This is a genomic window from Herminiimonas sp. Marseille-P9896 (assembly GCF_903993245.1).
Taxonomy (GTDB): domain Bacteria; phylum Pseudomonadota; class Gammaproteobacteria; order Burkholderiales; family Burkholderiaceae_D; genus Oxalicibacterium; species Oxalicibacterium contaminans.
The window spans coordinates 474818-487316 of the sequence record NZ_CAJEVT010000003.1 but is presented as its reverse complement, the minus strand read 5'-3'; the positions used below and the strand labels follow the sequence as shown (position 1 = coordinate 487316).

Genomic DNA, 12499 nt, shown 5'->3' with positions numbered 1-12499 from the left:
GTATGTTGAGTGTACTGACTGTTCCCGCTTTTAACGACAATTACCTGTGGATTATCCACGATGGCGTCCATGCTGCCGTGGTTGATCCGGGCGATGCCCAACCGATACTTGCCGCGCTGGAAGCGCATAAACTTTCTCTGGTCGCTATTCTACTGACTCATCACCATAGTGACCATGTCGGCGGTGTATCTACTTTGTTGCAGCATTTCAAAGTCCCGGTCTATGCACCGCGCAAAGACCCTATCGCCAACGTCACGCAGCCACTGGATGAAGGCGATAGCGTCACCATTCCTGAACTCGGCCTGAAATTATCGGTCCTGCATGTACCCGGCCACACGCTGGGCCACATTGCTTACGTCGCGCCAGAGCAAGGCTGGCTGTTCTGCGGAGACACACTGTTCGCGGGTGGTTGCGGCCGCATCTTTGAAGGCACGCCGACGCAAATGCTGGCTTCGCTCGACAAGCTAGCCGCGCTGCCGGATGACACCAAAGTCTACTGCGCACACGAATACACCATCTCCAACCTGCGCTTTGCGCTGGCGGCAGAACCAGCCAATACCGCACTGGCAGCCCGCTTCGAGGCGGAACAGGCCAAACGCAAGCAAAATATCCCGACCGTACCGTCGAATATCGGCCTGGAGAAATCGACCAATCCCTTCCTGCGTGCGCGTGTCCCGGCGATAGCGCAGCACATGGTAGCCAATGGCAAAGCCCAAAATGGCGATCCGGTCACCGTCTTCGCCGCCCTGCGCGAGTGGAAAAATAACTTCTAGCAGGCTGCCAGCAATTTCAGTATTTTCTTATCAACACCCCGAATAATTCCCCATGAGCAAGCAAAGACCGGCAAACGCCGGTTTTTCGAGAGAAATATTATCTTTTTGATATCTGCCTTTAGTGTAAAAACGGGCGATAAACACTAGCTGTTGTGTAAATTGTCTTGACTAGCAAAATGCGCATTACTTACACTCGGCCATTATCCTTTTCAACCGGCTGCTCATGGGTCGGTAATTTTGCGAGATCCCATGCCTACATCCGATTTTAAAGTGCCCTACAAAACCATCACCGCCGCCGTCCTGCTAAGCTTCGCCGGCCTCTCCCACGCCAGCGATCTCTCGCTACCGCCCTACAACTGGGTAAAAGACGCAGCCCTGCAAGACAATCCCTCCCTCGCCAACGATCCCCTCAGTGAATTTGTCGTCACCGGTGAAGATGACGTCTGGGGGCGTATCCGCAAGGGCTTTGGCATACCTGACCTGACCGACAACCAGTTGGTGATCAACCAGACCATCTGGTACAGCTCGCGCCCTGATTACATCGGCCGCACCACCAAACGTGCTTCGCTGTATCTGTACCACGTGGTTGAAGAACTGGAAAAACGCGGCATGCCGACAGAACTGGCACTGCTGCCGTTCATCGAATCCGCATTCAACCCGCAAGCCTATTCGACCGCCAAAGCGGCAGGCATGTGGCAATTCATTCCATCGACTGGTCGCGACTTCAACCTGAAACAGAATATGTTCAAGGATGAGCGTCGCAGCGTACTGGCCTCGACTGATGCTGCGCTGACTTACCTGCAAAAACTGTATGGCATGTTCGGCGACTGGCAACTGGCGCTGGCGGCGTATAACTGGGGCGAAGGCTCGGTTCAGCGCGCCATCAAGAAAGCAGAAGCAGCAGGCGTAGGCACCGACTTCAACAGCCTGTCGGCCTACATGCCAGCAGAAACCCGTAACTATGTACCGAAGCTGCAAGCGGTCAAGAACATCATCGCTACACCAGACGCCTACGGCATTACCCTGCTGAAGGTCGATAATCAGCCTTACTTCGTCAGCATCGCCAAAACCCGCGACATCGACGTCAAGCTGGCGGCGCAACTGGCTGAGTTGCCCATGGATGAATTCAAGGCACTGAATCCGCAATTCAACCGCCCTGTGATTACCGGTAGCAGCAACACGCAAATCCTGCTGCCGCAAAGCAATGCCGAGAAGTTCAAGGCTAACCTGGCGAAATGGAGCCATGCACTGTCGTCATGGACCGCGCACAAGGTGACCGGCGCACGTGAACGCATAGAAACCATCGCCGCGAAATTCCACACCACGCCGCAAGTCATACGCGAGGTGAACAATATTCCGCCGAAGATGGTGTTGAAGGCTGGCTCGACCGTGCTGGTACCACGCACTGACGAAACTGCACAAAAAGACATTACCCAGGAAGTCGCCGACAATGCGACGCTGGCGATGGCACCGGACGTACCGGATACCAAGCGCATCAATGTGACCGTCAAGAAAAAGGACACCATCAATACGCTGGCAAGCCGCTACAAGGTCACGATCGCGCAAATCAAGTCATGGAATAACCTGAGCCACGACAAACTGGCCAGCGGTCAGAAACTGGAACTGCACGTACCGTACAAAGCAGCCGTCGCAAGCAACAACAAATCCAAAGCGGCACCGAGCAAGGCTGTAGCGAAATCCACCAAGCAGGCTAGCCGTAGCCCTGCCAAATCGACCAAAGCTAAAACTACAGTCGCTTCCAACAAATCTGGTAACAAGGCACCAGCCAAAATCAACGTTGCATCCGCCAGCGGTAAAATCAATCTGAAGTAAACAAGCTCAAGTAAGCGTCGCCATCGACGCTTACACCACCACCTCATCAGGACGGGCATAGACCGAAGCAGCCAGCAGGCGCTGGGTATAAGCTTCAGTTGGTTTGGACAACACCGTTTGCGTCAGACCCTGCTCCACTACCTTGCCGTCTTTCATCACCATCACACGATGCGCCATGGCGCGTATCACGGCCAGGTCGTGGCTGATGAAGATATAAGCCATGCCGTATTTCTTCTGCAGATCGGCCAACAGCAACAAGACCTGATGCTGCACCGAGACATCCAGTGAAGAAGTAGGTTCATCCAGCAAAATCAAATCAGGCTTCAGCACCAGCGCACGCGCAATCGCAATCCGCTGCCGCTGTCCACCGGAGAATTCGTGCGGGTAACGCGTCATCATCTCCGCCGATAAACCCACTTCCTGCAAACCGTCTGCCACCGCTTTGCGTATGCCATGCGGCCCGAGCTGCGGCTGATGCAAAGCCAGTCCTTCACCGACTATCTGCTCAACCGTACGACGCGGTGACAGCGAAGCAAACGGATCCTGGAACACGATCTGCATGCGCGCACGTAAAGGACGCAAGGCGTCGCGACTCTTGCTGGTAATCGACTGGCCTACAAAACTGATTTCACCTTTTACATGCGCACTCGACAGGCGCAGCAAAGCCAGACCCAGCGTTGATTTACCGGAACCGGATTCACCGACTATGCCCAGCGTCTCGCCCGGCCTGACCTGCACGTCGACCTGATCGACGGCGACAAAAGGCAGTTTCTTGAACCAGCCTTTTTTTATATCGAAGGTACAGCTGACCTGCTCGGCCTGCAGCAAGGGCGTCGCCGCCTCACTCACCACATTCACCAATTGGTGCGGCTGGCTGGCCAGCAGTTTCTTGGTATAGGCCTCGCGCGGTGCGCTGAATAATTGCTGTGTCGTCGCCACTTCCAGCAAGCGCCCTTTTTCCATCACGCCGACGCGATCTGCAAAGTGGCGCACCAGGTTCAGGTCATGCGTAATCATCAGCACGGCCATATTCTCTTCGCGCTGCAACTGATTCAGCAGCTCAACGATTTGCACCTGTATCGTGACGTCGAGTGCGGTGGTCGGTTCATCGGCAATCAGCAGCTTGGGCTTGCACGCCAGTGCCATCGCTATCATCGCGCGCTGACGCTGGCCGCCAGACAATTCATGCGGATAAGACAAGGCGCGTCGTTGCGGCTCAGGGATGCCCGTCTTGTCCAGCAATTCAACAGTGCGCAAGGCGGCCGTTTTCGCACTGACGCCTTCATGCAACATCAGCACTTCGGCGATCTGATTGCCTATCGTGAACAAGGGATTCAGTGCCGTCATCGGCTCCTGGAAGATCATCGCGATGTCATTACCGCGCACCGAGCGCATCGCTGCTTCGGTCTTTTGCAGGATGTCCTGACCTTCAAACAATATCTTGCCGCCGTAAGTCGCATCCTGATTCAGGCGCAACAAGGACAGTGCGGTCACCGTTTTGCCAGAACCGGACTCACCGACCAGCGCAAATTTTTCACCGGAAGCAATGCTGAAGCTGACTTCGTTGACCACCTTGCTGGTATCGAAGGACACCTGCAGGTTTTGTATATCGAGCAGGCTCATGCTTTCCTCCGCACATCCAGCGAGTTGCGCAAGGCATCGCCTATGTTCGTCAGCAAGAGCAGCATCATGGTCAGCACCACAAAGGTAGACAAGGCGATCCACCACGCATCCAGATTGTTTTTACCCTGTGCCAGCAATTCACCGAGGCTGGCAGTCGTTGCTGGTACGCCGAGTCCAAGGAAGTCCAGGCTGGTCAAAGCCAGGATCGCACCGCTCATGCGGAACGGTAAAAAGGTCACGACCGGCGTCAGGCTGTTCGGCAAGACGTGACGCCAGATGATTTGACCATTCGACAAACCGAGTGCACGTGCCGCCTGTACATATTCCAGGTTGCGGTTACGCAGGAAATCGGCGCGCACATAATCCGACAAACCCATCCATCCAAACAGTGACAACAGGATCAGCAGCAAACCTATGCTGGGTTGGAAAATGGAAGCGAAGATGATCAGCAGATACAGCTCAGGCATCGCGCCCCAGATTTCCATGAAGCGCTGGAAGAACAAATCCGTCTTGCCCGCGAAGTAGCCCTGGATCGCACCTGTAACCAAACCCAGCAACACGCCGGTGAAAGTCAGCGCCAGGCCAAACAGCACAGAGACACGGAAACCGTACAACAAGCGTGCCACTACATCACGCCCGCGATCATCAGTACCCAGCCAGTTCTCGGCAGAAGGTGGCGCCGGATTCGGCGAGGTCGCAAAGTAATTCAGGGTGTCGTAGCGATAGCGGTTCAACGGATAGATCGCCCAGTTGCCATCTTTCTCGAACTGCTCGCGGATAAACGGATCGAGATAATCTGCTGGCGACTCAAAATCACCGCCGAATTTCTTTTCCGAATAGGTCTTCAGTATCGGGAATACCAGCTCTCCGTTGTACTTCGCCACCAGTGGTTTGTCGTTCGACAGCACTTCGGCCAGTAAACTGATGAGCACCAGCACACTGAATATAACCAGGCTCCAGTAGCCACGACGATTCTTTTTAAAGCGCAGCCAAACCCTGCGTCCCGGTGAAACCGGCGCTGCGGTAGCAAGTTCGTTCATGAGTTCAGGCTTTCAAACTGCAGGCGCGGATCAGCCCAGACATAGCAAAGGTCGCCCAGCAACTTGACCACCAGCCCTATCAATGTGAAGAGATACAGCGTCCCCATCACTACCGGATAATCGCGTCGTATCACCGATTCATACGACAGCAAACCGAGGCCATCGAGCGAGAACAGGGTTTCGATCAGCAAGCTGCCGGTGAAGAATGCACCGATGAAGGCAGCCGGAAAACCGGTCACCAGGGGAATCAGCGCATTGCGGAAGACATGCTTGTACAGCACCTTGTTTTCGCTCAGGCCTTTGGCACGCGCAGTCAGCACATACTGTTTGCGGATTTCTTCGAGGAAGGTGTTCTTGGTCAGCATGGTCATCACCGCAAACGAACCTGCGACCGATGCCGTTACCGGCAAGGCGATGTGCCACAGGTAATCAAGCACCTTTCCGATCAGCGACAGCTGCTCCCAGTTATCCGAAGTCAGGCCGCGCAAGGGGAACCACTGTACAAAGCTGCCACCGCCAAACATCACCAGCAGGAACACGCCGAGGATAAAACCCGGGATCGAATAACCGACCAGCACCACCATGGTAGTGAGTGAATCAAAGCGACTGCCTTCGCGCACCGCTTTGGCGATGCCCAGCGGCAGCGAAATGAAATAGGTCAGGAAGAAGGTCCACATCCCTAGCGTGATCGATACCGGCAATTTGGATACCACCAATTCCCACACATCCTTGTGATGGTAGAAGCTCTGTCCGAGGTCGAAGGTGGCAAAGCCCTTCAGCATTTGCCAGAAGCGTTCTATCGGCGGTTTGTCGAAACCGTACAGCGCCTTGATCTCAGCCACGCGTTCCGCATCTATACCCTGCCGTCCGCGATACTGCGCACCACCGCCACCACCGCCCGCTTCACCTCCGGCACCAAACTGTCCCTTCAGTTCGACCAGTGCCTGCTCAACCGGTCCGCCGGGGACGAACTGGATCACGGCAAAAGTAATCGCGATCACGCCCAGCAAAGTGGGCAGCATCAGCAATACGCGCTTGATTATGTAAGACCACAGATTCATCGCGGCATCCTCATTTAGCTTTGTCCTGCCACCAGGTTGAAATCACATACGGATCTGGCTGGTAGTACAGCGGCAGCTTGCCCGGCATGCCAAAACGATTCCAGTAAGCGATCCTGTGCGTCGATGAATACCAGTGCGGGATCACGATGTATTTATTCAGCAGCACCCTATCCAGTGCGCGTGCCGCCCCTTGCAGCTGGGAGCGGCTGTCCGCGGCCACCAGCCCTTCAACCAGGCGATCGACGGCCGGATCTTTCAGGCCCCAGAAATTACTCGAGCCTTTTTCATCCGCTGCCTTGGAGCCAAACATATCGAACATTTCATTCCCCGGCGTGCTGACATCCGGGAAGCGGATGCTGGTCATATCATAATCAAACTCTTCCATGCGCTTTTGCAGCAAAGCATAGTCAGCCGTGCGTTGCGTCACCTGTATGCCCAGCTTTTGCAGGTTGCGTACATAGACAGCGATCACACGTGTCATCGCGGACTGGTCATCCATGATTTCAAATGCAAACACTTCGCCCTTGGCATTGCGCAAAGCGCCGTCACGGTATTCCCAGCCAGCCTGACGGAATAGTTCTACCGCTTTCAGCAAATTGGCACGCAGCGAGCCGGGAGGATTGGTATCAGGCGGGATCGGTGCTGCACCGAATACGACCGGATCCAGTTTCTTGCGCAGCGGCTCCAGATACACCAGCTCTTCTGCCGAAGGCAGTCCGGTTGCAGCCATCGGACTGTTATTGAAGAAAGAGTAAATGCGTTTATAGGAACCGAAGAAGAGTTGGCGATTCATCCATTCATAATCGAGTGCCAGCCCCAGCGCCTGGCGCACCCGCACGTCCTGGAATTGCGGACGCCGCAGATTCATCAGGAAACCCTGCATGCCCGCACCGTTGGAATGCGCCAGCTCGCGCTTGATGATGCTGCCGTTATTGAATTTGGGGCCGATGTAGCTGCGCGCCCAGTTCTTGGCACTATTCTCGACCACCAGGTCGAACTCGCCTGCCTTGAAGGCTTCCAGTCGCGCCACGTTATCGTTATAGAAGCGATAGTTGATGCGATTGAAGTTGTACATGCCTTTGCGCGTCGGGATGTCCTTGCCCCAGTAATTCGGGTTCAGCTTGTAGCTGATGGAGCGACCGGTATCGTAACGGTCGATCAGATACGGACCGGTCGTGATGGGCGCAGTCAGTTGTATCTTGTCGAAGTCGGTACCCGCCGCCCATTTGCGCGAAAACACCGGCACGCTGCCAACGATCAATGGCATTTCACGATTCAGCGTCTTGAAGTCGAAGCGCACGGTGCGCTCATTCAGCACCACGCATTGCTTCACGTTCTCAAGCAGGGATTTAACCTGCGGTGCGCCTTTGGCCACCAGCGTATCGAAGGAATGTTTGACGTCTGCTGCCAGCACCGGATCGCCATTATTGAAACGTGCCTTGGGATTCAGGCGGAAGGTCATCGCCATGCGGTCCGGTGCCAGCTCCATATCCTCGGCCAGCAAACCATACATGGTCGCGACTTCATCGGTAATCGCTTCACTGCCGCTGGAGTTGGTGGTCAGGCTTTCAAACATCAGCGTGGTCAAACCCGCTGCCGACACCCCTTTCATCGAGAAAGGATTGAATTTATCAAAGCTGGTGCGACGATCCGGATTGGCCAGGAATAACTCGCCACCCTTGGGCGCATCCGGATTCACAAAATCAAAATGCGTGAAGCCGGGCGGATATTTGGGCGTGTCGTAGAGGGAGAATGCATGCGCGGCAAAGGCAGCGGAGCCAGGCAAGGAAAGGCAACTGATCAGCAGAAAAGAAGGAAGTAATTTAGCCATACACCTGTCACTGGAATTCATTACACAAATACCTGCGCATATGGATGCTGATGCAGATATTGATGCTGATTACATGCTGATAGCCAATATTGACGTTCTGGCTATTCTACAGAAACAGCCGCCCTCTGACACTGCCGATGTAGCCCGGCCCAAGCCCGAAAAAGCAAAGAATCAAGACAAAAGTTGCCGTTGCGCCTGCTAGCCCCTACAATCTTGCCCATTCCGCGCTTATTCCCGCGTACCTAATTAAGAAGACACTGGAGTCGTTCATGGCATTTTTGCAAGGCAAAAAAATTCTCATCACCGGTTTGTTATCGAACCGCTCCATCGCATACGGCATCGCTGCCGCCTGCAAGCGCGAAGGCGCTGAACTCGCATTTACCTATGTCGGTGAACGCTTCAAGGACCGTATCACCGAATTCGCCAAAGAATTCGACAGCTCGCTGGTATTCGATTGCGACGTCGGCAGCGACGAGCAAATCACCGCTTTGTTTGCCGACCTCGGCAAATCCTGGGATCACCTCGACGGCCTGGTACACGCGATCGGTTTTGCGCCACGCGAAGCAATTGCCGGTGACTTCCTCGACGGCATCTCGCGTGAAGGCTTCAAAATTGCGCACGATATTTCGGCTTACAGCTTCCCAGCCATGGCTAAAGCAGCTCTGCCTTTGCTGCGCCCGAACGCAGCATTGCTGACCCTGACCTACCTCGGTTCGATGCGCGCACTGCCTAACTACAACACCATGGGCCTGGCCAAGGCGTCGCTGGAAGCCAGCGTTCGTTACATGGCTGAATCGCTGGGCCCGAAAGGCGTACGCGTCAACGGCATCTCGGCTGGTCCGATCAAAACGCTGGCAGCCAGCGGCATTAAGGACTTCAGCAAGATCCTCAACTTCGTCAAGGATCACGCACCACTGCGTCGCAACGTCACGATTGAAGACGTCGGCAACACCGCAGCCTTCCTCCTGTCCGACCTGTCGGGCGGGATTACAGGTGAAATCACTTACGTCGACGGCGGCTTCTCGCACGTGGTTGGCGGCATGGGCGGCCTGGAATAATTCATTCCTCCCCTGTGTAAATGAAGGACGCGGCAGAGGTTTTGCCGCGTTTTTTATTGGCAGAGACACAAGTGATGGCAAGGCAGCACTTCCGGTGTCTGCCCGCCGATCCGAGTACATGACTCGACAGCAGGGGCATTCCGTACTATAATGCGCGCTGTGCTTTGTACAGACATCGCACTTTGCAGCATCGCGAACCCGTTAGCATTAACGATAAAGCCCTCCCGCCTTCTGGTGTTGAATCTTAAACACCGTCCCGGCGCAAAGCTTTTGTGCCGAAATCTCTCTGAGCTTTCTTAGTTGTTTCGTTGGTTAGCGTTGCATTTTTTGCGCACTCGCAGACATTCATCGTGGACACAATCCACGATGCGCGCTGTCGCGCTGATATACACGAAAGAAAAATAATGACTTTTGAATCACTAGGCCTCCACGCGTCCATCATCAAAGCACTGACCGAATCCGGCTACACAGCCCCAACTGGTGTGCAAGCTCAGGCGATCCCTGCAGCAATTGAAGGCCGCGATATGATGGTTTCGTCGCAAACAGGCTCCGGCAAGACTGCAGCATTCATGTTGCCTGCCCTGCACAAATTCGCCTCCGAAGGCGACCAGCCGCAAACCGGCAGAACTCCTAACCAAGAAGCGCAATCGGCCCGTTCACGTGGCGATCGCCCTCGTTTCAAACCTGCACAACCGAAAATGCTGGTGTTGACCCCAACCCGCGAACTCGCACTGCAAGTTACTACATCGACTGACAAATACGGCGCGTTCATGAAACGCGTCAAGGCTGTATCCATCCTGGGTGGTATGCCTTACCCGAAACAAATGCAATTGTTGTCGCGTAATCCTGAAATTCTGGTGGCAACCCCTGGTCGTCTGATCGACCACATGGAATCGGGCAAGATCGACTTCTCGCAACTGCAAATCCTGGTACTGGATGAAGCAGATCGTATGCTGGACATGGGCTTTATCGACGACATCGAAAAAATCGTCGCAGCAACACCGGAAGGCCGTCAAACCATGCTGTTCTCGGCGACCCTCGACGGTATGGTCGGCAACATGGCGAAACGCATCACCAAAGATCCATTGATCATCCAGATCGCCAGCTCCGCCACCAAGCACGAAAACATCAAGCAATGCATCCACTTCGTCGATGACCTGTCGCACAAGAACCGCATGCTGGATCACCTGCTGCGTGACGAAACTCTGGATCAGGCTGTGGTCTTCACCGCTACCAAACGTGATGCAGACACCATCGCTGATCGTCTGAACATCGCTGGCTTCGCTGCTGCAGCACTGCATGGCGACATGCACCAGGGCGCACGTAACCGCACACTGGACGGCTTGCGTCGTGGCCAGATCCGCGTACTGGTAGCGACTGACGTTGCTGCACGTGGTATCGACGTGCCTGGCATCACCCACGTCGTCAACTACGATTTGCCAAAATTCCCGGAAGACTACGTGCACCGTATCGGTCGTACCGGTCGTGCCGGTCGTAACGGTATCGCAGTATCGCTGGTGAACCATGCAGAAAGCATGAACGTTAAACGTATCGAACGTTTCATCAAGCAATTGATCCCGGTCGAAGTCATCGAAGGTTTCGAACCAAAACGCAGCGCTTCGGCACCGCGTTCGAACCACAAACCAGGTGGCTGGAAACCAGGCGACAACCGCAACTCCAAACCGGGTCAGCGTACCTTCAGCAAGCCTAACGCACCGCGTAAAGACGGCAACAGCTACGGCAAAGGTCCACGTACCGGTGATGCAGGCGCGACACGCCGTCCTTTCGGCGAGCGTTAATCAACACTGAATCAGAACTGAAGTCTTGCTGACTTCAAACTAAAAGGCCGGGTCCATAAGACCCGGCCTTTTTTATTTGCGCTTTAATCTTTCGGACTAGACAGCTTTGGCAGTGCGCAGCTGCGCAATACGAGAGGCGTCATAACCCAGCACTTGTTGCAGGATCTCATCCGTATGCTCACCCAGCAATGGCGCTGGTGTCACCACCGCGGGCGATGCCGACAACTTGATCGGCATCCCTACCGTCCAGTACTTGCCGCGCTGCGCATGGTCGACTTCGATATACATTTCGCGTGCATGCAAATGTTCATTCTCTGCCAACTCGGCGGTAGACAGCACCGGGCCGCAAGGCACATCGATTTCATTCAGCACTGCCATCAGTTCACTCTTGGTGTACTGCGCGGCGAAGCCGTTCAAGATCGCCCACATCGCCTGCTGATTGGCACGACGACTGTCGATGGTGGCAAAGCGCGGATCTTCCAGCAAATGCTCGCCGCCCACCAGCTTCGCCAGCGCAGGCCATACGGCTTCCTGCACCACGACGTACAGATATTCCTCGGCACCACCGCGCGCGCACCACAAGACATTACCCAACTGACCGCCGCCGGAATCATTACCGCCACGCGGCACTGAAAACAATCCTTCGGTCGGTACCGAGTACTCGGGCAAGGGTCCGCTTTGCAGGCGCTCGTGATCGCGCATCTTCATACGGATCAGGTTCAGTACGCTATCCATCATCGCTACTTCGACGTACTGTCCTTCGCCGTACTGCACGCGGTGATGCAGCGCAGCCAGGATGCCGATGACAAAATGCAGGCCGGTACCGGAATCACCGACCTGTGCGCCTGACACGCACGGTGGCCCATCGCTGAAGCCGGTGGTCGCCATCGCGCCACCCATGGCTTGCGCGACGTTTTCATACGCTTTGAAATCGGCATACGGACCGGTCGAACCAAAGCCTTTGATAGACGCCATGATGATCATAGGATTGATCGCGTGCACCCGCTCCCAGGTAAAGCCAAAACGGTCCAGCACACCAGGGCCGAAGTTTTCCATCAGCACATCGCACTTGGTCAGGAGGTCAGCGAAGATGGCCTTGCCCTCATCCGTTTTCATGTTCACGGTAAGAGAACGCTTATTGCAATTCAGCGTACCAAAGTAAAGACTGTCGACACCAGGAATGTCACGCAACTGACCGCGTGTGATGTCGCCTTGTGGTGGTTCAAGTTTGATGACGTCCGCACCCATCCATGCCAACAACTGTGAAGCCGAAGGACCGGCTTGTACGTGGGTCATATCAAGAATGCGGAGACCTGCAAGCGCTTTACTCATAGTACTTCCTTTAATTCAGTTCAAATGGAGAAATCCAGGCCAGGCTTCCATGCAAGATAGCCTGTGCCGGGCAACAGCATGTTTGCGTATCTGCATGCGCTGCCGGGATTTAATAGGGATGCTCTATGGCCATACACGCGACCAGCCCG

9 protein-coding genes are annotated in these 12499 nt (G+C 55.0%); 4 read left to right on the top strand and 5 right to left on the bottom strand.

The window, feature by feature from the left end:
* Positions 1–2: 2 nt before the first annotated feature.
* Positions 3–773, top strand: coding sequence for a hydroxyacylglutathione hydrolase (gloB, locus tag H7U06_RS12550; RefSeq protein WP_175626856.1), 771 nt, complete (start codon positions 3–5; stop codon positions 771–773).
* Between the two features lie 249 nt (positions 774–1022).
* Positions 1023–2606 carry a transglycosylase SLT domain-containing protein gene (locus tag H7U06_RS12545; RefSeq protein ID WP_254873238.1) on the top strand — a complete coding sequence of 528 codons (1584 nt, stop codon included), beginning with the start codon at positions 1023–1025 and terminating at the stop codon, positions 2604–2606.
* A gap of 30 nt (positions 2607–2636) precedes the next feature.
* On the opposite strand, the gene H7U06_RS12540 is transcribed toward H7U06_RS12545, so the two are convergent.
* From H7U06_RS12540 to H7U06_RS12525, 4 genes are read right to left on the bottom strand one after another with little or no spacing between them, the layout of a single operon-like run.
* Positions 2637–4229, bottom strand: coding sequence for an ABC transporter ATP-binding protein (locus tag H7U06_RS12540; protein ID WP_175626485.1), 1593 nt, complete (start codon positions 4227–4229; stop codon positions 2637–2639).
* A complete protein-coding gene (locus tag H7U06_RS12535; protein ID WP_175626484.1) occupies positions 4226–5269 on the bottom strand; it encodes an ABC transporter permease in 1044 nt (347 codons plus the stop codon). Before H7U06_RS12535 ends, H7U06_RS12540 begins: the two co-directional genes overlap by 4 nt.
* Positions 5266–6330, bottom strand: a complete 1065-nt coding sequence (locus tag H7U06_RS12530) for a microcin C ABC transporter permease YejB (protein ID WP_175626483.1) — start codon at positions 6328–6330, stop codon at positions 5266–5268. The genes H7U06_RS12535 and H7U06_RS12530 overlap by 4 nt, the downstream gene beginning before the upstream one ends.
* Before the next feature lie 10 nt (positions 6331–6340).
* Positions 6341–8161 (bottom strand): extracellular solute-binding protein, encoded by a 1821-nt coding sequence (locus H7U06_RS12525; RefSeq protein ID WP_175626482.1) that lies wholly within the window; start codon positions 8159–8161, stop codon positions 6341–6343.
* Positions 8162–8430: 269 nt separating this feature from the next.
* On the opposite strand from H7U06_RS12525, the gene fabI reads away from it, so the two are divergent.
* Together fabI and H7U06_RS12515 are read left to right on the top strand one after the other, a co-directional pair.
* Positions 8431–9219: an enoyl-ACP reductase FabI gene (gene fabI / locus H7U06_RS12520; RefSeq protein ID WP_175626481.1), complete on the top strand. Its 789-nt coding sequence runs from the start codon at positions 8431–8433 to the stop codon at positions 9217–9219.
* 404 nt (positions 9220–9623) lie between these two features.
* A complete protein-coding gene (locus H7U06_RS12515) occupies positions 9624–11018 on the top strand; it encodes a DEAD/DEAH box helicase (RefSeq protein WP_175626480.1) in 1395 nt (464 codons plus the stop codon).
* Positions 11019–11114: 96 nt separating this feature from the next.
* Here H7U06_RS12515 and frc read toward each other — a convergent pair whose 3' ends face one another.
* Positions 11115–12350, bottom strand: coding sequence for a formyl-CoA transferase (gene frc / locus H7U06_RS12510; protein ID WP_175626479.1), 1236 nt, complete (start codon positions 12348–12350; stop codon positions 11115–11117).
* Between the last annotated feature and the right edge of the window lie 149 nt (positions 12351–12499).

Coding starts and splice junctions, on each gene's coding strand:
- H7U06_RS12515 (WP_175626480.1), top strand. CDS start 9,624: ATGACTTTTGAATCACTAGGCCTCCACGCGTCCATCATCAAAGCACTG.
- H7U06_RS12545 (WP_254873238.1), top strand. CDS start 1,023: ATGCCTACATCCGATTTTAAAGTGCCCTACAAAACCATCACCGCCGCC.
- H7U06_RS12535 (WP_175626484.1), bottom strand. CDS start 5,269: ATGAACGAACTTGCTACCGCAGCGCCGGTTTCACCGGGACGCAGGGTT.
- gloB (WP_175626856.1), top strand. CDS start 3: ATGTTGAGTGTACTGACTGTTCCCGCTTTTAACGACAATTACCTGTGG.
- frc (WP_175626479.1), bottom strand. CDS start 12,350: ATGAGTAAAGCGCTTGCAGGTCTCCGCATTCTTGATATGACCCACGTA.
- H7U06_RS12540 (WP_175626485.1), bottom strand. CDS start 4,229: ATGAGCCTGCTCGATATACAAAACCTGCAGGTGTCCTTCGATACCAGC.
- H7U06_RS12525 (WP_175626482.1), bottom strand. CDS start 8,161: ATGGCTAAATTACTTCCTTCTTTTCTGCTGATCAGTTGCCTTTCCTTG.
- fabI (WP_175626481.1), top strand. CDS start 8,431: ATGGCATTTTTGCAAGGCAAAAAAATTCTCATCACCGGTTTGTTATCG.
- H7U06_RS12530 (WP_175626483.1), bottom strand. CDS start 6,330: ATGAATCTGTGGTCTTACATAATCAAGCGCGTATTGCTGATGCTGCCC.